Source organism: Micromonospora sp. NPDC004540, assembly GCF_040610095.1.
Lineage (GTDB): Bacteria > Actinomycetota > Actinomycetes > Mycobacteriales > Micromonosporaceae > Micromonospora.
Genome location: NZ_JBEXLR010000005.1, coordinates 20,955 through 43,419, shown reverse-complemented (window position 1 = coordinate 43,419; position 22,465 = coordinate 20,955). Strand labels below are relative to the sequence as shown.

The 22,465-nt window shown below is 67.6% G+C and carries 22 protein-coding genes; 6 read left to right on the top strand and 16 right to left on the bottom strand.

What is annotated here, in order from left to right:
• Nucleotides 1-7: 7 nt before the first annotated feature.
• On the bottom strand, nt 8-895 hold the full coding sequence (locus ABZV78_RS03045; protein ID WP_355635101.1) for an ABC transporter substrate-binding protein: 888 nt from the start codon (nt 893-895) through the stop codon (nt 8-10).
• Between the two features lie 281 nt (nt 896-1,176).
• On the opposite strand from ABZV78_RS03045, the gene ABZV78_RS03040 reads away from it, so the two are divergent.
• A complete protein-coding gene (locus tag ABZV78_RS03040) occupies nt 1,177-1,485 on the top strand; it encodes a hypothetical protein (protein ID WP_355635100.1) in 309 nt (102 codons plus the stop codon).
• Here the strand turns inward: ABZV78_RS03040 and ABZV78_RS03035 are convergent.
• The 3 genes from ABZV78_RS03035 to ABZV78_RS03025 form a co-directional block, all read right to left on the bottom strand.
• Complete coding sequence (locus ABZV78_RS03035; RefSeq protein ID WP_355635099.1) at nt 1,462-1,935, bottom strand: LLM class flavin-dependent oxidoreductase; 474 nt, start codon at nt 1,933-1,935, stop codon at nt 1,462-1,464. The genes ABZV78_RS03040 and ABZV78_RS03035 overlap by 24 nt on opposite strands.
• A gap of 80 nt (nt 1,936-2,015) precedes the next feature.
• Nucleotides 2,016-3,341 carry a polysaccharide pyruvyl transferase family protein gene (locus ABZV78_RS03030; RefSeq protein WP_355635098.1) on the bottom strand — a complete coding sequence of 442 codons (1,326 nt, stop codon included), beginning with the start codon at nt 3,339-3,341 and terminating at the stop codon, nt 2,016-2,018.
• Nucleotides 3,342-3,741: 400 nt separating this feature from the next.
• Nucleotides 3,742-4,617 carry a LysR family transcriptional regulator gene (locus tag ABZV78_RS03025; protein ID WP_355635097.1) on the bottom strand — a complete coding sequence of 292 codons (876 nt, stop codon included), beginning with the start codon at nt 4,615-4,617 and terminating at the stop codon, nt 3,742-3,744.
• A gap of 109 nt (nt 4,618-4,726) precedes the next feature.
• Between ABZV78_RS03025 and ABZV78_RS03020 the strand changes: the two genes are divergently transcribed.
• Complete coding sequence (locus ABZV78_RS03020; RefSeq protein ID WP_355635096.1) at nt 4,727-5,668, top strand: DMT family transporter; 942 nt, start codon at nt 4,727-4,729, stop codon at nt 5,666-5,668.
• Between the two features lie 826 nt (nt 5,669-6,494).
• Here the strand turns inward: ABZV78_RS03020 and ABZV78_RS03015 are convergent.
• The gene (locus tag ABZV78_RS03015; protein ID WP_355635095.1) at nt 6,495-7,181 is read right to left on the bottom strand and encodes a DUF2306 domain-containing protein; all 687 of its coding nucleotides are present in this window, start codon (nt 7,179-7,181) and stop codon (nt 6,495-6,497) included.
• 155 nt (nt 7,182-7,336) lie between these two features.
• Here ABZV78_RS03015 and ABZV78_RS03010 point away from each other — a divergent pair, with 155 nt between their 5' ends.
• Nucleotides 7,337-8,038, top strand: a complete 702-nt coding sequence (locus ABZV78_RS03010; protein WP_355635147.1) for a TetR/AcrR family transcriptional regulator — start codon at nt 7,337-7,339, stop codon at nt 8,036-8,038.
• 72 nt (nt 8,039-8,110) lie between these two features.
• Here the strand turns inward: ABZV78_RS03010 and ABZV78_RS03005 are convergent, their stop codons facing one another.
• From ABZV78_RS03005 to ABZV78_RS02985, 5 genes are all read right to left on the bottom strand, one after another.
• On the bottom strand, nt 8,111-8,443 hold the full coding sequence (locus ABZV78_RS03005; protein ID WP_355635094.1) for a hypothetical protein: 333 nt from the start codon (nt 8,441-8,443) through the stop codon (nt 8,111-8,113).
• 539 nt (nt 8,444-8,982) lie between these two features.
• Nucleotides 8,983-9,768: a maleylpyruvate isomerase N-terminal domain-containing protein gene (locus ABZV78_RS03000; protein ID WP_355635093.1), complete on the bottom strand. Its 786-nt coding sequence runs from the start codon at nt 9,766-9,768 to the stop codon at nt 8,983-8,985.
• 613 nt (nt 9,769-10,381) lie between these two features.
• Nucleotides 10,382-11,056: a tyrosine-type recombinase/integrase gene (locus ABZV78_RS02995; protein WP_355635092.1), complete on the bottom strand. Its 675-nt coding sequence runs from the start codon at nt 11,054-11,056 to the stop codon at nt 10,382-10,384.
• Nucleotides 11,057-11,205: 149 nt separating this feature from the next.
• On the bottom strand, nt 11,206-11,694 hold the full coding sequence (locus ABZV78_RS02990; protein WP_355635091.1) for a hypothetical protein: 489 nt from the start codon (nt 11,692-11,694) through the stop codon (nt 11,206-11,208).
• Nucleotides 11,695-11,936: 242 nt separating this feature from the next.
• The gene (locus tag ABZV78_RS02985) at nt 11,937-12,335 is read right to left on the bottom strand and encodes a hypothetical protein (protein WP_355635090.1); all 399 of its coding nucleotides are present in this window, start codon (nt 12,333-12,335) and stop codon (nt 11,937-11,939) included.
• Between the two features lie 418 nt (nt 12,336-12,753).
• Between ABZV78_RS02985 and ABZV78_RS02980 the strand changes: the two genes are divergently transcribed.
• The 3 genes from ABZV78_RS02980 (at nt 12,754) to ABZV78_RS02970 (ending at nt 16,177) form a co-directional block, all read left to right on the top strand.
• A complete protein-coding gene (locus ABZV78_RS02980) occupies nt 12,754-13,389 on the top strand; it encodes a hypothetical protein (protein ID WP_355635089.1) in 636 nt (211 codons plus the stop codon).
• 636 nt (nt 13,390-14,025) lie between these two features.
• The gene (locus ABZV78_RS02975; RefSeq protein WP_355635088.1) at nt 14,026-15,171 is read left to right on the top strand and encodes an IS110 family transposase; all 1,146 of its coding nucleotides are present in this window, start codon (nt 14,026-14,028) and stop codon (nt 15,169-15,171) included.
• 97 nt (nt 15,172-15,268) lie between these two features.
• The gene (locus tag ABZV78_RS02970; RefSeq protein WP_355635087.1) at nt 15,269-16,177 is read left to right on the top strand and encodes an aminoglycoside phosphotransferase family protein; all 909 of its coding nucleotides are present in this window, start codon (nt 15,269-15,271) and stop codon (nt 16,175-16,177) included.
• Between the two features lie 599 nt (nt 16,178-16,776).
• Here the strand turns inward: ABZV78_RS02970 and ABZV78_RS02965 are convergent.
• The 6 genes from ABZV78_RS02965 to ABZV78_RS02940 form a co-directional block, all read right to left on the bottom strand.
• Entirely contained in the window at nt 16,777-17,538 is a 762-nt protein-coding gene (locus ABZV78_RS02965; RefSeq protein ID WP_355635086.1) for a hypothetical protein, read from the bottom strand.
• Nucleotides 17,539-18,759: 1,221 nt separating this feature from the next.
• Nucleotides 18,760-19,284 carry a hypothetical protein gene (locus ABZV78_RS02960; protein ID WP_355635085.1) on the bottom strand — a complete coding sequence of 175 codons (525 nt, stop codon included), beginning with the start codon at nt 19,282-19,284 and terminating at the stop codon, nt 18,760-18,762.
• Nucleotides 19,285-19,574: 290 nt separating this feature from the next.
• The gene (locus ABZV78_RS02955; RefSeq protein ID WP_355635084.1) at nt 19,575-20,090 is read right to left on the bottom strand and encodes a hypothetical protein; all 516 of its coding nucleotides are present in this window, start codon (nt 20,088-20,090) and stop codon (nt 19,575-19,577) included.
• Nucleotides 20,091-20,349: 259 nt separating this feature from the next.
• Nucleotides 20,350-20,643: a GntR family transcriptional regulator gene (locus ABZV78_RS02950; RefSeq protein ID WP_355635146.1), complete on the bottom strand. Its 294-nt coding sequence runs from the start codon at nt 20,641-20,643 to the stop codon at nt 20,350-20,352.
• Nucleotides 20,644-20,661: 18 nt separating this feature from the next.
• The gene (locus tag ABZV78_RS02945; protein ID WP_355635083.1) at nt 20,662-20,925 is read right to left on the bottom strand and encodes a hypothetical protein; all 264 of its coding nucleotides are present in this window, start codon (nt 20,923-20,925) and stop codon (nt 20,662-20,664) included.
• 276 nt (nt 20,926-21,201) lie between these two features.
• Nucleotides 21,202-22,167 carry an aminoglycoside phosphotransferase family protein gene (locus ABZV78_RS02940; RefSeq protein WP_355635082.1) on the bottom strand — a complete coding sequence of 322 codons (966 nt, stop codon included), beginning with the start codon at nt 22,165-22,167 and terminating at the stop codon, nt 21,202-21,204.
• Nucleotides 22,168-22,465: the final 298 nt, after the last annotated feature.

Sequence of the window (22,465 nt, the reverse complement as noted above, 5' to 3'; positions counted from 1 at the left end):
GGTGTGCTCACTTCTTGTCGTTGACCGTCGCGGTCTGCACACCGCTGCCCTGCACGCCCCACTTCTCCAGGAGCTTCGTGTAGTCACCCGAGTCGATCAGCTCCTGGAGGGCCCGCTGGACGGCGTCGCGCAGCTGGCTGTCCTTCTTGTCGATCGCGATGCCCCACGGGCCGGCCTCGTACTGGGCCTCCAGCACCTCGTACTTGCCGCTCTGCGTGGCCAGCATCTTGGCCACCGGGTAGTCGACGATGGTGGCCACCGCGCGCCCGGCGTCGATCTGCAGCAGGCCGGTCGGGGCGTCCTCGCTCTGCGAGATGGTCATCTTCTTGGCGCACGAGGTGTTCTGCTTCTCGCCGATGGCGAGGTTGGAGCTGCCCTTGGCGAGCACCACGGCGCGGCCGCACAGGTCCGCCAGGTCTTTCACCCCGGCCGGGTTGCCCTTGGCCACCATGATGGCGCCGCCGGCCTGGAAGTAGTCGACGAAGTCGACGGCCTTGCGGCGCTCCTCGGTGTCGCTCATCGAGGACATCGCCAGGTCCCACCGGTCGGCCTGCAGACCCGGGATCAGACCGGGGAAGCTGGCGTTGGTCATCTCCAGCTTCAGGCCGAGCCGCCCGGCGATCGCCGCCGCCAGCTCCGGGTCGACACCGATCAGGTCCTGGGTCCCCTCCTTGTACATCTCCATCGGCGGGTAGCCCTCGGCGGTGGCGACCCGCAGGACGCCCTTCTCCTTGAGTGCGGCCGGGACCATGTCGGCCGCCTTGGCGTCGGCGGCCACCGAGGCGGAGGCACCGGCCTGCGGCGTCTGGCCACTGGTCGAGCGGCCGCAGCCGGCGACGGCGAGTGAGAGTGCGGCGAGACCGACGACAATGCGAAGCGCACGCTTCCTGACCACCGGAAACCTCCTGCCTGAGACGATGGCGGGGACCCTATCCGGGATCGGTCAGCATGAACAGCCAGAATGCTTTGCGGGGTGAGCATCCAAATACTCGATGCTCACCAGTGGAGTGAGAGATGGCAATCCGGCCGTCCGCTCCCCGGCCGCTCGGCCAGCGGCTGGTTGGCAGCGTGGGAAGCCGGCGGCCAGTTAGGGACGGCGAGGTGGAACGCCCTCCGGGATCTTGCTGTTGACGTTGCCGGACACCGGCATGCACCGCTAACCCCAGGGGCTTCGACATGGCGCAGATCCGAGAGGTCTACCTGACTGTGGCGTCGTCGGCGGCGAAGCTGCTCGCTACTCCGCAGGTAGCCGCTGCCTGGCATGAGCCGGTGGAGGGCGAGGCGGGGATCGGGAAGAGCCGACAGCTGCGGGAGTGGTTGGCCGCGCCGGACCAGCACACCGCCTTGGTCTCGGTGTGCCCACCGCTTCGCGAGTCGCTGACGTTGGGGCCGATCGTCGACGCGTTCCGTCGGATCGACCGGCCGCTGTCCCGATTGCGGCTCACCGAGCTTGCGGGTGCGTTACGACCCCTGTTCCCTGAATGATCGTCGGACCTGCCGCCCGCCTTGCCGCCCTTGCGACTGGAACAGGGCGTCGTACCTTCGATCCCGGCCCGCGTGGAGGCGACCTTCGTCTTCCCCTCGTAGCCCTACGCCCCCTTGTCGGCTGCCGCTGACCCAGCCGTCGGCGAGCCGGCCCGCCCGGCGCAGCGCTGCGGGCGCCTGGCCGCCGAGCAGGATCGGCGGGTGCGGGCGCTGCACCGGCTTCGGCGCGAGACGCGTCGGCGGGACCTGATGGAACTCGCCGTGATGCTCGGCGACATCCTGCTGCCACAGCGCGCGCAGGACCGCGAGGAACTCATCGGCCCGCCGGCCCCGCCGATGCTTGCTCACGCCCGTCGCCTGGTTTTCCTCGTCTGCCCGGCCGAGACCGAGCCCGAGGTCGAACCGGCCGCCGGCGAGGATGTCGAGGGTCGCCGCCCGCTTGGCCAGCACACGAGATGCCCCGCTGCGTCGTTGAGCTCAGCCAGCAGGTTAAGGCGTCGCCGGGGCCAGCTGACCGAACGGGCGTACGATCAGCGGCGCAACATCCGGCGGATCCGGTTGCCGACCGCCTTGCCGAGCCGCTCGCGCAAGTGGTCAGCGCGCCGCGACTCAGCGGCCTGCTGGAGCTTCCGGTTCTCGTCTCGCAGCCACTGTATGCGCGGCAGCAGCTCCTCGGGGGTGTACGCGGTGACCGGGCGAACTGCCGGTGGGTAGACGGTCTCGCGGACCTGCTGGTCGAAGCGGGTGGCGCTGTCTCCGTCGGCGAACGAATGAGCGAGGTCGTGCTTGGCGAGGAACGCGGCGAGCGTCGCGAAGCGCGCCTTGTGGCCCTCGTTGAGCGCCGTGTAGTCGGCTTCCTCGTAGAGCTGGGCGGCGTCGATGTCGGCCGGCACGTCCCGCATGATCCGGTGCGGGATGCCGAAGTAGCGGGCGAGCTCCAGGGTGCGTGAGTCGTGCGCGAAGAGGTAGCCGGGGGTGCCGGAGATCAGCGCGGTGATGGTGCCGTGGATCCGGGTGCCGAAGGCGAAGTCGAACCCGGACAGGTATTCCATCCAGGTCCACGGGTCGACGAACATCCGCACCTTGTCCTCGACGAAGAGCGGGTGTGAGGTGTGGACGGGGATGTCGTGGCTTTTGCCGCGCAGGTGCGGGGCGTCGCCGTAGAGCAGGGTGCCGAGGGTGTTCAGGTCCTGCACCACGTAGCGCAGGTTCGGGTAGCGCTGGTGGTGGTGGCGGACGATCGCGGCCATCGAGGTGACGTAGGGCGAGAGGGTGAGCGCGATCCGGTCGTCCGGTCTCAGCGTCGCCTTCGCCTTATCAATTTGGAGGCTGTCGCCGTGCAGGAACATCGACGGGCAGCCGATCTGCTCGACCGCGGAGAAGCCGAGGGTGCGCAGGTAGCTCTCGGTGACCTCGCCGCGTACGCCGATGCTGTGCGAGCGGTCGAGCACCGCCCGGCAGAAGGCGGTGACCGCCTCGTCGATCGGCCGCAGGAACTCCCGGTTGCCGTCGACGTCGGTCTGCACGCCGACGCCGAGGACCACCACCGGGATCTTCAGCCGCTCGATCAGCCGGGTCATCGACACCAACCGGTCCGCGAAGCTGCGGCGGAACGCGTTGGCCAGCGGAATCACGAAGACGTCGTACTTCTCGTTGATCTCGTCGGCGTCGCGCGCGTTGGTCCGGAGCCGCGACGGTGTGATCTCCGCGGTCGAGGTCGCCAGCAGCTTGTGCGCGGCGTGGCTGAAGACCAGGTTTCCGCTGTTCTTGCCGATCCAATCCCGCTCGTAGGTTTCCTCGTGGGAGATGACGTGGAACGGGCCCTTGCGGGCGCGCAGCAGGATCCGCTGATGCATCCCAGTTTCCACCTTCCGTAGCGGGCATGGTGTGCCCCGACGGGACCCAGCCAGCGAAGATCGCCGCCCCATACAAGGGTGAGAAGTTTAGGTCATCGGGATGCACGACGGGTGCCCTCAGGGTGGCCCGCCGGTGGAGGGTTTCCGGGGTGCCAGCGGGTAGGGCGAGCACGAGCGTCGACGGGGCGCTGTCGCGGCCGACCGCCAGTCGCGAGCCGACGAGTGGCCCGAGAACGAGTGGCGCGGGCTCCTGACCCTGCTAACGGTCGCGCTGCGACACGACGAGACCCTCTGGGCTAGGCAGTGTCTTCAGGATCTTGGTGTCGGATGAGGTAGCGCCTGAGTCGTCGCTACGGCTCCTGGCAGTCGATCTATACGAGAGTTCGACAAGCAGCATGTCTCACGCCTTCGCGGCGTCCATGAGGGCGTCGATCAGCGCGCGCAGTGCGGGCTGATCGAGTGAGATCTCCCGGAAAGCGGCGTAGATCGTCCTTACCGGCTCGGGTCGGCGGACCGGGCGGATGATGACTCCTGGGTGACGGGTGCTCAGTCCGAGTCGAGGGACCAGGCTGATGCCGAGGCCAGCTGCGACGAATCCCTGAGCCGTGGCGTAGTCCTCCGATTTCGCCACGAAGTCCGGGGTGAAGCCCGCCGCGGCGCAGGCGTCGAGTATTGGCTCCAGGCAGGGGCCGGGCGGTTCGCTGCCGACCCAGGGTTCGCCGGCGAGGTCAGCCAGGTCGATCACCCGTTGCGCGGCGAGCGGGTGACTGGTGGGCAGCACGGCCTGGTACGCGTCGTCGAGCAGGTGCATCAGGCGGATGCCCTGACGGCTTTCGCCGCTCGTTGGGCGGACCACGATGGCCAGGTCGGCGGTTCCTTGCTCCACGTCTGGCAGTGGATCATTGGGATCGGTCAACTTGGGGTCGATCGTCACGCCCGGGTGCTCGCGCCGGAGTCGGGCGAGGGCGGGTGCCAGCAGGGTCGGGCCGACCGAGGCGAAATAGCGGATCGTCAGCCGGCCCGTACGCCCGGCGCGCAGGTCGGCCAGCGCGGTCTCGGCCTCGGCGACTTGCTGGCTGATGATGGCCGCGTGCCCGGTGAGTAGTCGTCCCGCCGCAGTGGGCCGCACGCCCCGGCCGACCCGTTCGAGCAGCGCGATCCCGGCCTCCTTCTCCAGCGCCGCCACCTGCTGGCTGACGGCTGAGGGGGTGTAGCCGAGGTGCGCCGCCGCTGCGGTCACCGACCCGCTGGCGACCACCGCCCGCAGCACCTGCATCCGTCTCACGTCAAGCATGTAGCAGAACTTAACGTACGTGCAGAACCTTTTGCTTGTCCTTCCAGGTTGGGTTCGGCACCGTTCATGGGGACGGATCGAGGAGATCAAGGTGAACGGTGTAGTGGGCAGGACATGGGCGTGGGCGCGGGTGGGCGTGCTCGCCCTGCTGTGGGGATCGACCTTCCTCTGGATCGAACTGGCCCTGGCCGCATTGACTCCGGTCCAGGTCACCCTCAGCCGGTGCGTACTCGGATCGGCCGCCCTGCTGGTCGCATGCCTCGGCTCGGGTCGACGGCTGCCTACGGATCGAGCGACCTGGGGTCACATCGTCGTGGCCGCCTTCTTCTGCAACGCCCTGCCGTTCGCCATGTTCAGCATCGGCCAGCAGACCATCGACTCCGGGGTGGCCGGCGTGCTGAACGCGACGACCCCGCTGTGGTCCGTGCTGATCGGGGTCGCTATTGGCTCCGAGCGCGGACTCCGGCCGGTCCGGCTGGGCGGACTCCTGCTCGGGTTCGCCGGGGTCGTGCTGATCTTCGCTCCGTGGCAGACGACCGGGCCGGTCGGCTGGGGCGTGCTCGCCATCGTCGCCGCGGCGGCGAGCTATGCCGTCGGCTTCGCGTACATGGGCCGTAAGCTGGTCGGCAGGGGTATCCCCACCATCTCGCTGTCCGCGGCGCAGCTCATCGCGGCGACCGGCCTGACCGCGCTGACCCTGCCGGTCGGCGGTCTGACATCGATCGAGATCGGCCCGAAGACCGCGATCGCCGTCGTGATCCTGGGCGTCGTCGCTACCGGGGTCACCTTCCATCTCACCTACCGGATCATCGCCGCCGAGGGCGCCACCAACGCCGCGACGGTCGGCTATCTGCTGCCGGTGGTCTCGGTGGCGCTGGGGGCCATCGTGCTCGACGAGGGTTTCAGCCTCCGGATCGCCGCTGGGATGGTGGTCGTGCTCGTCGGGGTCGGCCTGACCCGCCGGCATGAGCGGCCGCCGTCGGCACCGGCGTCGGCGGAAACCCCGGCAGCGTTGAGCGCGCCGAGAGCCTGACCCGCATTCCGCGAAAGAATGAACAGGACGTACGACAGTGATCGGCAGCCGCCACCCGGACGACCGGCCGACGAAGGATTCCGCGGCGTCCGCTTTCCGACCAGGGGATCCAGCCGCGGATCGACGATCTGAAGCACGTTCCCGGTTCATCGCCGAGTTGGCCACCACCGCGGACGACTCCAGGGTTTCGTCCCCGAAAGTCGTGGTCTAGAGGAACGATGCTTGCCGGATGCTGGCGTCTCGTCGACAAGTCGAGCCCTTCGGGCGCAAGCCGGAGCCGGTGGGATGCACGCGCTTGGCAGAGTCACTCGTCGTGGTCGCTACGTCCCAGAGGCCATGTACGCGGCGAGGACGTAGTTGGGATGTCGGACCGCCCGGTCGATGGCTCTGGTTACCCGCTGGCGGGATGAGGATGAGGACGGTTTTAGCGCGCAGGCGCAAGGCGTACGCCGCGAAGCGGATCTGGTAAACGCCGGCCGCCCGTTCTGGGGGAAAACGGGCGGCACCGGCGACGAGCATGTCCGGACCGAGGTTTGGACGGAAGGCCGGGGTCGTTGCCCTCGGCGGTTTACTGCCTGGGGCGGCCCGGTGCAGAAGTCCTTCGGACCCCGACCTTCCGCGCGGTGAAGAGTATCGGCGCCCCCCGACACTCGACTGCCGGTTATGGCGGACTTAATCCGCCAATAAGCCGTCGATTAGCCATAGCCGTTCGTTCATCGAGGAGGTGCGTGGTGTGCCGAACGTGGAGCGCCGCGGCTCCACGGCTGGTGAATGAAGTGGCTGTTCTTGCAGCTCAAAGACCGAACCGCCACCGGCGTGGAGGCTGTCATCGGCTGGCAAGAAGGCCGGCGGGAGCGCCGGCACGGCGCTGGATGCTTCGGGTTGGCTTGGTCGGCCGCCTGTGCAGCGCCCATTCGACGACGGCCAGGTTGATCACCCAGCCGGCGAGCATCAGCAGCGCCCGGCCGATCCCGCTCGGCTGGCCGGCCAGCAACATCCAGGGCAAATGGGTCAGGACCTGGGTGCCCGCACCGAGACCGATCGCGTAGCCGCGGGCCATCCAGGCGCGGTGGCGCGGAATGTCCCGACGCCGGATGGCGGCGAAGCCGAGGACGATGCAGCAGAACATGGCGGTGCCGAAGACGAGCCGCATCGGGGTCACCAGCACGTGGTCGATCGGCGGGCGGGGATAGAACAGGGTCATCCACAGGCCCGACAGGGCAGCGGCGAGCCCGCAGGGGATCAGCACCCGTCCGGCGAGGCGGTGCCAGCCGGGCCGGCGGCGGCGGAAGCCGGGGGCGAATTGGAACGCGCCCAGGAGGCAGTACAGGCTGGCGCCGACGATGTGCACCAGGACGGGTGCCGGTGAGGCGAAGAACCGGGCGTTGTCCGGGGTGACCGTCGCACCGCCGGTGAGTTCGGCGGCCCGGGCGGCGCCGGCGATCACGGGAACGGCGCTGAGCATGATCAGGCCGGCCGGTACCAGCCACTCTCGCTTGGCCGAGAGGGTCATGGCGGATCCCTTCATCTTCTGGTCATCCGTCCAGCCGGCACTTCGCCACTGCGCGGAGGTGTACGTCGTACACCTAGTGGTGAGAGTAGGGTGTACGGCGTACACCGTCAAGAGGCGCTAGCGTGTGGCAACTGCTTCAAGAGGGAAGGCGACGGATGGTTCAGCAACTGGACGGCGCACGCCGGGCCCCCCTCAACCGGGACCGGGTGCTGCGCGCCGCCGTCGCGCTCGCCGACCACGCCGGCGTCGACGCCGTGAGCATGCGTAACCTCGCCCAGGAGCTGGGCGTCGTACCGATGGCGCTCTACAAGCACGTAGCCAACAAGGAGGAACTCCTCGACGGGATGGTCGACGTCATCGTCGGCGAGATCGACCCGCCGGCCGACGGCGCCGACTGGAAGTCAGCAATCCGGCAGCGCATCCTTTCGGCGCGACGCGCCCTACTGCGCCACCCCTGGTCGTCACGCGTCATCGAGTCCCGCCCGAAGCCCACTCCGGTCGTGCTGGACTACCTGAACTCGATCGTCGGCATGTTCCGTGCCGGCGGCTTCTCCGTCGACCTCACCCATCACGTGATGCACGCTCTCGGCAGCCGGGTGTGGGGATTCACCCAGGAACTGTTTCCCGCCTCACCGCTGCCCGAGGACCCAGAGGTGCAGGCGGCCGCGTTCCGCGAACTGGCCGGCAGGTATCCCCACATCGCCGAGATAGCAATGGCCGCCGCTCACGAAGACGAGTCGGTCGTCGGCCAAGGCTGTGACGACGACTTCGAGTTCGCGTTCGCGCTCGACCTCCTGCTCGACGGATTCGAAACCCTCCACCGGCAGGGATGGACGTCTCGCGGCGCCCTGTCCTGACCCGCCGCCAGGCATTCGCGCCCGCACGGCTGAAGCTGAGGTTAGGCACCTTCCAAACTGACGGTGGCCCGCTCAGCTCACCCGCCCCGCATACCGGAGCGCAAGCCGTCGGATGATGGCCTCCCCGTCGGTAGCTGGTAGCCAGCTCGCTTCCTCATGTGGCTCGCTCTCCTCCCACTCAGGGATGTCGGCAGGGTCCTCGCCTCCGATGCCGAGCGATACATCGCTGTGACGGGCACGGAAGTAGAACCGCTCGCCACTCGGCAAGCGGCCTTCCACCTGCACCGGAGCTGCCTCACATGTCACCTGTGCCTCCCAGCCCTCGCTTTGCAGGGTGGTGGCGAGGCGGAGCCAGGAGGTCATGTGCTGCTGCATCCACCGCCGTCGTTCAGTCTCCTGGTCCATGGGGTCATAGTGCCGCATCACCTGGGGACCTGGAGCACGGGACACCTGGGCCGGATGAAAACCCGAGAGACAAGGTGAACTGGAGGCGTTTGGCCTCCTGGATGAGGACGACTGATCCGAGCGCTGCTACCCAGCTGTCGACAGCAGCGGTGACAGCAACAGGCGCGGACCGAGCGACCCAGTGAGGACCGACGCCGGACAGTGACCCGAGGCCAGGGACGCCGCCGGACGCCGCCGGACCGAGCGCCCAGAACTTACAAACGAAGGCCGACCTGGGCCGTCTCCGGGCCGTCTGGGCCGTCGCTGGGCCGCCAAGCGCCGACCAAAGATGACCGAGGACGCCCAACAGCGCCCAAAGAAACAGCAGGTTAGCCGCCATGTGAGAGCGGCTGACCTGGTGGGCGACGGACGAGTCGACCTGTACGCCGGATTAAGATCATCGCACCCGCGCTGATCTGGGGCGGAGCCTGGCGACAGCGCTGTAGGCCTTCGCCAGGCCGTCAGGCGTCGCAGGTGCGAAGATCGCATATCGTCGGTTGTCACACGGACGGGTCCCAGGCGGCGAGCTGATCGAAGATACGACGGTCGCCTTCGAACTTAAGCGAATCCAGCGGTATGCGGGCGTAGAAGAACAGGACCAGGTCACTGGCCGTGCCCCGGGCGGAGGCGTCGGCCGTTTCGGAATCCTCGCCGGCAGCGGGCGTGAAGCGGGCGACCTGTGCGCCGTCGCGGGAAAGCCGAAGGCGCCAGGAGTGGCCCTCGGTGGCGTGGTAATCGACGATGGCGGGGTCGTGTGGCCAGGCGACCGTCGTCGCGCAGAGGGTGAACTGGCAGTCGTCGAAACCGTCGAGGGCGACCTCGTCTGGAAGCGGCTGCGGGGCACCCAGGGTGAGCTGGGCGTCGTAGGTGTACACCGCGATCTCGGGAACCTGGCGCCGCGCCCAGGCACCAGAGGTTTGCGGTGACGGCGAGTCATCCCACCACGTCCAACAACCGCGATCCGGGCCGGCCTCACGCAGCACGCTCGTCATTAGCTCGACGGACTCGGTCCACCAGGCCAGCAGTGCCTCGCGTTCCCGAGGCGCACCCATGCTGTCATCCCAAGCCGACTTCTCCGGGGGTGCGTCTGCGGGCCCTGCGGCGACGATGGCGGCCGATTTGCGGCGGGCCATGCCCACGTGTTGCACGAGATCGAACAGCGTCCGCTCGGGATGGGTCGGCACCTGCATGTCGAGACTGGGTGCCGCGGCGACCGCAGCGCGGAAGGCGGTCGACCGTTCGTTGATCAGCCGCAGATGATCAGAGAAACTGAGAATTTTATGCACCCGGCTTCCTACCACTGTGCTCCGACGACCGGACAGCGAATTTCGCAACCGATCGCGCCGGCCGCCCCGGCACTGATAGGTGCCCTTGGTTCACGCGCGGAAACTACTACCCCAATGGCGCGCACGCCCCGAGCCCTCACGACGGCTCGCTCGCCGGCTCGGCTTCTGCGAACTTGGTGACCAGTTGAGCATCAGGATCGCGCCCCACCAAGTCGACAGCAACCGGCCGGGACGTGGGCGGCCCTAGACGGCGGCGAGCGGCCAGTTGCCCGAGGTCGTACACGCGGACGAACACCGCCGGACGAAGCGCCCAGAACTTGTAAGCGAGGCGTCAGCATGCATCGACTTGCCGCAGGTTCAAGCCGGGGCGGTCGTTAGGGCGCTTACTGCGGGTCTTCGGGGAGAGGCTGCCCGTCTGTGATCAAGTTCCACAGCCGGTGGCAAGCATCGTGCTCGGAGCGGTAGCTCTCTGTGACGTAGCACCGCTGGCCACGTTCGCTGCAGTACACAGTCCACCCACTGCCGTCGTGATCCACGCCAAACCCGCCGTTCGGTGACCCGCCGCTCAGGCTGTACCGCCGCGCTGACACACCTCTCCGATCCAGCGCGGTTTTCAGCTGGGCGAGATCCATCTGCCCCTACCTCTGTAGTGAGGAACTTCAACGAAGTACCGGCCATGTCGCCTGCTGGAGTGGCGAGTCAGGCAGCGAGGCAGGAAGAAGGCAGCGCCAGCGTCGATGCCGGGCGGTACGGAACGCCGGCCGACGGCATCTAACACGTGCTCGTTGACGCGGACGGTCGCCAGCTGACAGCCGCTGACAGCTTGGAACCGCATCCCCCGACGGGGGTCGTCCCTTTCCGGGCTGAACGCTCCGCCGCAGGTCATAGCCCCTCCTCGTCCTCGTCGAGAACGCTCTCTGACGGTGATTCCTCGGTGAGGGGCAGCAGAGCCGTCAAATGCGGCCAGGACGCGGGCGGCATAGTCGTCCGGGGTGTGCGTATAACGATTGAGCGTCGTCGACACCTGCTCGTGTCCCATGACCCGCTGCACCAGGTTGATCGGGACGCCGTCCGTGACCAGCCAGGTCGCGTAGGCATGCCGCAGGTCGTGGAACCGCATCCCGCCAGCCGCCTTGGCCGCCACGCACGCGACCGCCTCCCGCTCAGTGGTGAACTCAGCCGACCACTCGACGCCTTCACGGTCCGGCCAGACCGCGCGGTAGCGGTGCGGACCGACGTTGATGACCTGGCCGAGCAGGCCGGCGGGGACCAGGGAGGGCAGCCACACCCGGCGCCGGAAGTTGGAACGGCGCAGCGGCCGGCCGGTCCGGTCGCGGAAGACGAGGGTGCGCCGGTCCGCAGGAGGGTATCCGGCTGGGCGTCGGAGGTGAGCCCAGGCCGTAACCCCTTGCGGGCGCATGGAGCAGCTCTGCGGAGTCAGGCGTCCTCGTGGAACACTTCGCCACCTAGCACCGACGCCACAGCCTGGCACGCCTGCTGATCCGGGCAGCCCACCGTCCAGTTCCGGCCGAGCACCAGGTCCACCGGTGCCACACCCTTCAGCAGTTCCGCCTCCATAGCGGGCTGGGCCCTGGCATCCGACGCTGAGGCGTAGATGCCGACGGTGTACTCGTCGCCATTGACGTGGCAGTTGCCGCGGGCAACTGCGCCTCGCGGTTGGGCGATTGCCGAGTAGCCGGTGCAGTCGATGCCGCCCTTGCGGAGCGCGTCGACCAGGAGGAGCGGGCTGTCGTAGGTGCCGCCGTCCACGGGCGGGCCACTGGTGGCCGGTGCGGTGCTGCCGAGCGGGGACGCGTACTGCGGCTGGGCGACGTTATTGGACCTCTTCGGCTGCGGTTCGCTGGCGCAGCCAGGCAGAGCCAGGAGCAGGGCGGCGGCTGCGATTAGGTGGCGGGTGCGAACCATGCCAGGCACCATACCGATCCACGCCTACGCGATGCGGCCCTCTGTCGTCGGGCGAGTGGGCCGGCCCTCCGGCGGAGGGACACCCCTACGCGCGCTTCGCCGGTCCCTGGCTCCGCGAAGCGTCACGCAGGTCCTGATACCGGCGTGTCACGCAGGTCCCGAGACCGGACAGGCTGGCTGCCGGCTGCCTAGTCCCACCACATGCTTGACAGATCCGTCCCAGCACATGAATTGCACATCGCCTAGCAGGTCTGCAGGAGGCGCTCTACGTCCGCGCCCGCTTGGACGACCACGGCGTCGGTGCGAAGTTCCTCGGGAAGGTGGTGCCGCTGCCCTTCGTGCGCGAGCAAGGTGGGGCAGCCGGGTGGAAGCACGACGGCATCAGCGAGCCCGATGTATTCGACGAGCATGTCGAGAACGGCACCGGCGGAAAACCGGCTGATCATGAGACTGTCGAGCGTGCCGCCGGCAAGGGCTGCGTAGAGGTCTGCCGTACCACCGTCATCGGCGCTGATGTGCCAGTAGCTGTGTTGAGGTTCCCGACGGTCGACGCAGGGCTCAAAGACGGCCAGAAACGCCTCACCTGCCATCGGCGCTGCATCGCCCTGCTCGAACCGCTGAACGAACATGTCGTAGCTCATGCGAGGAAGCTAGCGCCTCGACCAGAACGATCATGTCAAGCGTCTGGTGGGACGCGAGTGTCAAGCATGTCCCGTGACGGGACACAGGCTGGCTGCCGGCGTGTCGGGCTCCACTTGACGCGTTACACATCAGTTCCACTTGACGAGTGACAGGGCCCGGCACGGTGGGCCTCTGCTGTCACACCGAGTCACTGTCGGCCGGACGCCTCTGGGTGTCTGGTCCGACGGCGTCCGTCAAGGGCACGACCAGCGGCGCTTATCACGATTCGGTGATGGCGGCTGGGGGTGATATGAAGCGGGCGATGATCGGCCGTTAGGCACGGACTCGGGGGTGGATGTGGATCAGCGTGCTTGTCGAACCGGACCGAGGGTGCGGGCCCACGTTGCGCGTGCTGTCGGTCGCGCCCAACATGTGCTGTTGGACTTTGACGGTGTGATGTTCGACGTGCGGGCCGCGATGGGTTCGGAAGCCCGTGAGCAGGCGATCACGGGCTTGCTGATGAGTCGCGAACCCCGGCCCCGATCAGTGCCGGTCACGTTGTCATTCTTCGGGGTTTACCGGACGCTGGAGTATCTCGCGAAGCGCGAACCTGATCACGCCGTTGAGGCGGAGGCACTCATGTCGGGTCTGGAGGTGGACGCGGCGCTCACCACCAAGCCGACGCGGGGCTTGGACCAACTCCTCGCCGTCTGTGCTGCCGCCGGGCGCAAGGTAGCGGTGATTAGCGACCTGTCCGAGGACGCGGTGTTGGCCACGCTCCGAGCGCACACGCTGGATAGGTACGTCGCTGCCGTCGCCGCTCGGCGGGGACTCGACCTTCCCGGGATCGACGCCGGGTGTACAGCTGAACGCGCGGCCGATCTGCTCGGAGTGCCCGTCGCGTCCTGCCTTGTCGTGTGCGGTTCGTACCTGCGGCTGTACCAGGCCCGACGTGCGGGTGCGATTTGCCTTGGCTGCGAATGTGGACGCGATTCACGCAAACACCTGGCCTTTGACGAGACCCCAGTCGTTTCGAACCTTGCCACCCTGACCCAGGCATTGCTCGCTCCGTAGCGCCAGGGCCCGGCGCCGGAGACTCGATCACTAGGGACACTCCAGTCAACATCCGCAACCAAGCCCGTCGTCCGCCCGACAGCAGAAGTGGATCGACGAGCTACCGCACCATGTCTCCGAACGCCCCACGTTCACAGCGTGTAGCCAACGAGTCAGGGCATCGCGTCACGCATCAACTGAAGCCACGACGTAACGCATCATCCGGAGTCGGACACGCGCGTGTCGGGCTCCACTTGATCCGTTACACATCGGCTTCACTTGAAGGGTGACAGTTGATCGACTCCCCCGGGCTCGGCTGTCACAGTGTGTAACCGGCGTGCCGCCTTCGCTGGGGCGTGCGATTCTCGATGCCGGTCAAGACGCGCGGTCAGCGGCTACTTGTTTCATTGACCTGCGACCGTGGCCCGGCCAGGCTTCGGTCGAGGCGCCCGGGCTGTCGCTCTCTTTGCGGCTGCCCACGCTGGTCGTGTGGCTCTCATCTGGCCTGCGCGGCCCGGGCGTCGCCCCAAGGGCGGGGAGAGGCTCAAGAGGGGTTTGCTCGGCTCGAAGTAGCGTTGCCCTCCCGGCTCGACAACCCAGGTGGATCGAGCATCGGAGGACCCGTTGAGTGTCACGTCAGATCGTGTGGTGATCGGGATGGACCCGCACAAGCGCTCCGCCACGATCGAGGTCATGGCCGGCGACGAGACCGTCGTCGGCGCCGGCCGCTTCGACACCAGCCGGGACGGCTACGCGGCGATGAGGAAGTATGCCAGGCAGTGGCCGAACCGGGTCTGGGCGATCGAGGGCTGCCAGGGCATCGGCCGGCACCTCGCCAACCGGCTGCTCGCCGACGGCGAGCAGGTCGTGGATGTCCCACCGAAACTGTCCGCCAGGGCGCGGGTGTTCGCCACCGGGCAGGGCCGCAAGACCGACGCCACCGACGCGCACTCCATCGCGCTCGTCGGCACCCGCATGGGCGGGCTGCGCCCGGTGATCAACGATGAGCAGCTGGCCCTGCTGCGGATTCTGGTCGACCGGCGCCGCTCCCTCGGCGAGGACCACACCCGGATGGTGTCCCAGCTGCACCAACTGCTGCTGGAACTGATTCCGGGCGGGGCGAAGAAGAGTCTGTCCGCCGCCCAGGCCAAGGCACTGCTGGCCACGGTCAAACCCCGGGACGCGGTCGGCAAGGCCCGCCGCCGGGTCGCCGCGGAGCTGATCAGCGACCTCGAACGTGTCTACCTACGCTCCAAGCAAGCCGACAAGGAACTGAAGGAACTAGTCGCCTCCACCGGCACCACGTTGATGGATCTGCACGGCATCGGACCCTCCGGCGCCGCCCGGCTGCTGGTCGAGGTCGGTGACATCACCCGGTTCCCCAACCGGGCCCACTTCGCCTCCTGGAACGGCACCGCCCCCATCGACGCCTCATCCGGCGACCAGGTACGCCACCGGCTCTCCCGCGCCGGGAACCGGCAGATCAACCGGGTGCTCCACATCATGGCGACCGTCCAGCTGCGCAACCCCACCGAAGGACGCGCCTACTTCGACCGCAAGACAGCCGGCGGCAAGACATCGATGGAAGCGATGCGCGCCCTGAAACGACGCCTGTCTGACACCGTCTACCGGTGCATGGTCAACGACGCCGACGCCACCATGGCGGCAGGCCCGGGAGGACAACGGGGAACGACTACTGACTCCAGCGTGACCAGCTCACATCCCCACGCCGGCTCTTCGGAGAAGTCACTTCCCGGACCCGCCGACACCCAGCTTAGAACCCCGCTCCCAGCCGTGTCTTGACACAGAGGGGAGCCAGATGAGCGTCTTGCTTCGGTCACGCGTGCGCGCTGATGGAAAGTCAGTGGCTAGCCTTGGCGCCTGCCGCAAAGATCTTGGCATGGCTTTGCACCAGAACGAGGTCCCGGTCGACGAGGGACTTATCAGGTCACTGCTGAATGAGCAGTGCCCGCAGTGGTCCGGTCTGTCGCTGTCACCAGCGGGTGCAGGCACCGACAACATCATGTACCGGCTGGGCAGCGATCTGCTCGTGAGGCTCCCGCGAACCGCTGACAAGGCGCGGTCCCTGCGCAAGGAGCAGGAATGGCTTCCCCATCTGGCACCGCTGGTGGCGTGTTCGGTCCCAGAGCCATTGCATGCCGGAATGCCCACCACCGCGTATCCGCTGCCTTGGTCGATCTACCGGTGGATCGACGGCGACGAAGCCCAGCCGGACACAGTCCAGGACTGGTCCGCCTTCGGCACCGATCTGGCGGCCGTCGTGCGTGACCTTCACCGTATCGACCTCATGGGGGCAACCCGCACGGGCGACCTCAGCTGGTACCGCGGGGGACATCTGCGGGCCTGCGACGAATGGATCAGCAGGTGTCTAACGGACTGCCGGGCCACCGTCGGCGGGGAAATCGACGTCGAGACCCTGGAACAGTTGTGGCGCGAAGCGCTCGCCCTGCCCGAACCTTCCGGACCTCATGTGTGGCTCCACGGCGATCTCAGGCCCACCAACCTCCTGGTACAGGACGGCAGGTTGCACGCGATCATCGACTTCGGCGGCCTGTCGATCGGCTTGCCCGACGCCGAGCATTCCACCGTCTGGGACCTACCGCCCCAAGCGCGACACGCCTACTGGGACGCCGTCGGCCTCGACGACCTGACCTGGACGCGCGCCCGCGCCTGGGCCATCGCGGTCGGTGCCAGCGGCATCTCGTACTACTGGCACACCTACCCCGCATTCGTCGCCGAATGCCAAAGCCGCCTCCAGGCGATCCTCACCGACGCCGCCACACGCTGAGCACAGTCGCACGCACACGCACTGTCATGGGCAGAAGCGGATGACTGGCACACCAGCCGTCGTGGATAGCCAGCGTCACGGTTCGTATCCGGCATGGTCAGGGCCCGTGTAACCCATCAACTGAAGTCACCGTGTAACGCATCAAGCGGAGTACGACAGGCTGGCTGCCGGCGATGTGTTCAAAGTTTCTGTACGTCTTCAAGGCGGCCCTGAACGGGCCGCACGCGCCGCCGCCTGGGCGCGCGTCGGCCGCTGCCGCTCTCGCTCTGCGGCCGTCACGCCGGACGCCCGGCGGCTGGCGCGGACAGCGGGAAGCCCGGAGGTCCGCCGCAGCACGACAGGACCTTGAGTGGTGGGTGGTGGGCCGGCAGCCAGCCGGGCCGCGCGGCCACGAGCCCGCGCAGCGAAGGAGAGCGCACGCCGGCCGCGTCGGCGAGCTGGCGGCACTCGCAGGGTTGCGGCTACTGCGCCTTCGGCGGGGCCGCCGACAGTCGCCCTTACCCCGTCAATGCCAAGCACAGCAGCAGCTCAGACGCCAAGTCGTCCCCTTTGATCGACTACACCCACACCCTTGATCAATACAACGCCAAGTGACACCTTCACGCTGCCTGAGCTGAATCGCGCGTGGTGGCCCCCGGCGCTGGGTCGCCTCCCGGCTTCCACCGCTTCAGCCGGGCCGCGCCGAGGGCGTTCAGACCTACGCCCCAGGTCAGGAGGACGATCAGCCACTGGGTCCATTTCACCGCGCTCATCTGGCCGGAGAGCAGGTTCCGGACTGTGGCGTACGGGGTGAAGGCTTGCGCAGGCTCGAGGACGTCGACTCCGCCCAGCACGGCCCACAGGCCTAGCGGCAGCACGATGGTGGCAAGACATGCGACGACAGCAGACCGTATTAGCAGGCCCAGCCCGGTGCCGACCAGCTGGGCGACGATCTGCACCAGTACGCCGCCCACCGCGATTGTTGCGGCGTGCCGCCACGGGTCCGGGGCGGTCTCCGACGGTGCGAGCGCGAGAGCAGCGGTGCAGACCAGGACCCCGAAGAGTCCGACTGCGGCGGCCAGGAGCGTCGCCGCCAACAGGGTGGGGGCGAGCCGGGCCGTTCGGGGTGTCCGGCGCAGGTCGTGAGCCAGCAGGACGCCGAGGAACGGCACCGTCACTGACATCAGGCTCTGCGCCATGTCCGAGAGGGTGGAAAACGTCAGGTCGCCACCCTGCCCTGCCGCGGTCATCGCCACGGCGGCCAACAGGCCCAGCAGCAGAGTGGTCGCGACCAGCCACCGTCGGGGCCGCGTCCCGACGGAACGCCGGAGCGCGTTGAGAGTGGCCTCACCAAAGCTGGTCGGTACCTCGTCGGCCCCCACAGTGTACTGCGTCAAATCCCTGCCTCCCATTCCGCCCTTTACGTCAGGTTCCCCCATCCGGATCAAGCAGCGCTGACCCGAACCCGGGATCGTGGTCGAACCGTTTCCTATGTCTCTTGACCTGCCTGCCAATTCTGCTGACCGTGGCCTGGACGCCTCGCATACAAGCTCTGTGCACCGCGTCCGCCCTCGTCCGGCAACGGCTGCAGGCTCGAAGCTTCGTCCATGCCAGCACTCGTCAGTGTGCCGCCGTCCGGCGGCGTTGCTGTCAGCGCTTTTGTCGACAGCGGTTTCGCCGCCGATCAGGCCCGACCCCTGCTGGGGGATACGGTCTCAGGCTGCCGTCTGACTGCCGCGTGATGGCGGCCCGCCTCAGGGAGCACGTACAGAGCCTCGTCCGTTGCCGTCCGCGTCCGACCCTCGTCAACGCTGGCGCTGCCTTCTTGCTGCCTTGAGGCCGCTACGGGTGTCTTGGTCGTCGAGGGTTGTCGCCCCTTGGGATCTCCACACCAGTCCCGTGATGGACGAGGCTCCGAGCGTGCAGCCGTTGCCGGACGTGTGCGGACGCGACGCACAGAGCTTGTAAGCGAGACGTCACCAGCCGCTATGAGGGCAAGCGAATCGACCAACCTGCTGGATAGCCCGCCTATGATCGGCACGTGCTTCGCTGGCGGCCGGGCAGGGTCCGGGTTTTCTACGAGCTACCCCTGTTCGTGCCAGTCGCTATACAAGTTCGCGCCCACGACCTGATCGAGTCAGGCAGCTTTCGCCAAGCAGTGCGCGTGCTTCGGAAGCAGGCTCAGCTTGATCGATCCGAAGCCAGGGATGCCGCATCGCGCCTTCGATCTGGCGAGGTCCTACCGGATTTCCCGATGCCCGGTGGACCTGATCTGGGCAGCCGAGTGCGGGATCTCAGGGACAGCGGACGCCGCAAAGAGGCGATCTTTGCAGTCCGTAGCGAGCGGAACGTTGGTCCAGCGGAGGCTGCCACCTTCGTCGACTCCGCCTAGCGAGCGCGTCGGGTGTGACGATCGCCCAGTAGCGGTAGAGGCAGCAAGGAGGCAGCGAACGCTGTGGCCAAGGCTGTGAAGCATCGTCATCGAACCGCTGGCACCGGGCGAGATCCAGCCTTGCATGGCACCCGACCTCACCGGTCGACAGCCTGTGCCCGCTTCCCCCCGCCGGGGGTCGTCGCGTTGTTCGGTGAGCGTTCCGCCGTGGTCACCGCAACCCGTTTCGCGTCGAGCGGCTGCGAAACAGGACGACCGCCGCAGCGAGAAGGCAGCCCAGGTGACAGAGCACGGTGGCGATGAGGAAGGGGAAGTACCACCACCCGTAGAGGTCGTGGGTGTACTGCTGGTGGGCGAGATCGATCGGCCCGACGAGCGGCGTGCAGAGGACGATCACGATGATCAGCGCGGCAGCGGGAAGCGCCATCGCGACGTGGTCGTTGTGGTAGGCCCACCCCCTGAGCAGGTAGCCCAGCGCAGCGGTGGTGAGGAAGAGAGCGACCAGGGCGCACCCGAGTAGAAACGGCAGCACGGACTGGTCACCGGCCTCGCCGGTGAAGGGGAACGCGCGGCCCTGCGACACCGCCGAGGCGAAGATCTCGTCCATTCGGGCGACCAGCACTCCGGTCACCGCCACCGCTGTCCCGGTCAGGGCGGTTGCCAGCCAGACCAGTCCCAGGCCCACACGGCGGGCACGATGGGTGCGTTGAGGGGACGCCGGTACGGTGACGGGCACCGATCGACGCTAACAGGGCGGTGTGGGGTGCGCGATCACATGCGATCCGGGTCGAGCGCACTTCCTCCGGGCGTTGGTTCGTGCCGGTTCCGCTCGTCGCGGGAGCGGGAAGCAGCGGGACGTGACATCAGTGGTTGACATCAACAGTGACGGCCGAGGCCGGACGAGCGCGGACGGGTGCTTGCCTCCGACCTGAACGCCGTGGACGTCAGCGGACACTGCGACCTTTGCCGAAACCGCCTTGTAATCGAGTCGTCAGGAGCCACCGAGCGGTGGGCGTATTGGGGGCGTCAACCGAGGGTCCCCTCGTGTCGTTGTCGATCTCGCAGGCGGAGCCAACGACGGAACAGCACTCTCGCAGCGACGAGGGCGGCAGTTGTAGCGGCGGTCGACAGGACGAGGACACCCGCAGGGCCCCGGAGCTGCCAGGCAAACACAATTCCTGCCGCAGCCGCTCGTTCGAGGACTGCCCAGACCTCCGTCAGAACGGCGGCGATCGGCCGCTCGGAGGAAATCAGACGACCGGTCTTGATCAATTCGCCGAGCCCTCGCCGCCACACGAATGGAACCAAGAGCATCAGATATGCCACCTCGAGCACCGCGAGGACTGTGGCGATCCGCCACGCCCCGGCGACCGGCGCCAGCCCCTGGAGTAGATCGGGTGCTGCCACGGTGAGTACGGTCAGCACGACGACAGCTGCGAGCCCCGCGATGATCGCGTCGAGGACCACCAAGGAAGCCATCAGGACCGCTACGAAGGCCGCCCTGCCCTTCCTGCTAACGAGAAAGTCGTCGGTGTCCGTCACCCGTCGATGAAACATCGACTTCGGGTGATCCGTCCAGAGTCGGTTCGCCGGGCGGACAGAACACTGCCTGTACTACGTCTGAGGAGACTGGCTCCGGCCGTCCGACTCGCATCATCCGGAGGCGGCCGAGGCTCGCCGAGCAGCCAAGTGAGCAGCCAAGCCGACGAGCATCAGCGGACGGCCGCGGACGCGGCCGCCAGATCAGGCATGAGGACCAAGCCGTGGACCAGCACCAGGGGACCGACTCGTAATGCGTCGGTCAGCGGCCGACGCGGATGCGGTCGGCGGCGTGCAGCTCCCGGGAGCCGTCAGCGCGGAAGATCACGATGACTGGGACGCCCTCGCCTATCTCCAGTTCGCGTCGCTCCGTCGGGGTTGGCATCCGGGCGGAGGCGGTATCGCCCTTGAGGAGAGTCACCGTTTCGGTCGGCTCCAAGGCGCGGACGAAGGTGCCTCGCGGGGGTTCCACGATCACGAGCCCTTCCGACCGAAGTAGCGCTATCGCTTGTCGGACGCTCGTTCGGCTCAGCCCGTACTCCTGAGCTAGCCGCAGCTCGCTCGGACGAAGTAGTCAGGCTCCTCCAGCCCTCCGGTGGTGTTTCCGTGCGTAGATGAAGGCAGCCAGACCAAGGATCGCCAGAGCGCCGGCGATCCATGCTGCGACCTGAAACCTCTGCTCGAAGGCGAGGGCTTCCGCGTTCTCCTGCTGGATGGCCTCGGGTGTCGGGTCCTGATCGGGCAGGGTGATTCCGTTCCACAACGGAAGGCAAGGAAGCAGACAGGCGGCCAACATCAGGAGGACCCCGAGGACCGTTAGCGTGCGCGCACGGGACACCGCGACAGGCTCCCACAGCCTCGATCGTCACGCTGTCCCGGAGGCTCCTGAAACCGGATCGGTCGATATCCCGGTTGGGTCAGTGCGCGGCGCATGCCCGCTTCCGGGCGACGAGGGCCAGGTCCAGGCCGTCACCAGGCCGTCGGAGGCCGATCGTGGGTGACCAACGACGACCACTGGTGACGACGTCTGCCCAGGTGACAAGGCGTGGCCGGCCCAATGACTAGGCCGGCCGGGTCTTCCTTACCTGTAGTTGGTGAACTGGTGGCAGCCAGATCAGGGCGCGTAGCTGGGGTCGGCGACGGTCTCGGCGATGCGGGTGAGCCAGTGCATGTCGTTGGCTCGAGATTCTGGACTGGCCTCGGGGTTGAGGATGCTACGGAGAAATACGGCGACGTCGTCGAGGTGCCGCTCGCTGCGGTAGTAGCTCAGCATGGTCTGGTCCGGTTCCAGCGGCCCATAGCCTCGGCGGAAGAGTCCGGCACGGTGCGCGTTGATCGGGTGGTCGCCGAAGTCTCGGCTGTAGATGAACACCAAGTCCCGCTCGCGCGGCGCGAGGATCGGCGCATCCCAGTCCACGACGTGCAGTGGACCGTCGCCGTCAGCGATCAGGTTGCCGGGGTGGATGTCGGCGTGGCAAATGACGTGTTGAGCTTGCGTCACGCGGGAGGCCAGGTCATCGACTGTCTCCGACAGCCGATGCAGCGCGGCGCTGTACCTGTCCCAGAAAGCGCCGAGGGCCTCGCTCGCCGCAGCCTGCCCGCCAAGGGTTCTCAGCCGCTCGCCCGCGCTCGATCGGTAGGTCTCGACCGGCAAGACGGCGGCGATGTCGGCGCTCGGCGTGACCGCATGCAGCCGACCCAAAAACTCGCCGTACTCGATCCACTGGCGGTCGGTGAGACCGCGGCCCCACAGGCTGCCGCCGTGGTGGAACGGGTAGAGCAGCAGCTGGTAGCCCCCGAACCCGTGGCTGGCTCCGCCGGCTGGCAGGTCGATCGGTGCTACGACCTGCCCGACGCCCTGCGCTCGGAGGAACCCGGGCAGCAGGACGGCCGACGGGGTGAACTCGCCGCGGCGCATCTTCAGGAAGTAGCGCTCGCCGTCGGACGTGTCTACCCGGTACGCCCATGCATGCCCGTCAAGCCCGACCGGCATAAACACGAGATCGGCGACGTTCACGGCCCAGGCCCCGGCCACCTCAGCCGCCAGCACCCGCTCGTCAACGCCAGGCTTGTCGATCATTGACGGAGCGTTGCAGTTCGCAGTCCGGCCGGCAACGGATTTGCCACCTGTAACCGGAGTCAGCAGCGAACCCGAACCACGACCCTGCCGGGGTCGGCCTGGCTCGCCAGCGGAACGGCCGTCGACAGCAACGTCACCGTATGGCGGCACCCCGACGAGCGCTGGCACGGACGAAGCTCCGAGCGTGCAGTCATTGCCGGACGCGTGCGGACGAGGCGCACAGAGCTTACGAGCGAGGGTCGCAGGTCGTCACTCACGCTGCCTCCTACCTGCTGCATGACGGCAAGGCTCGACCACC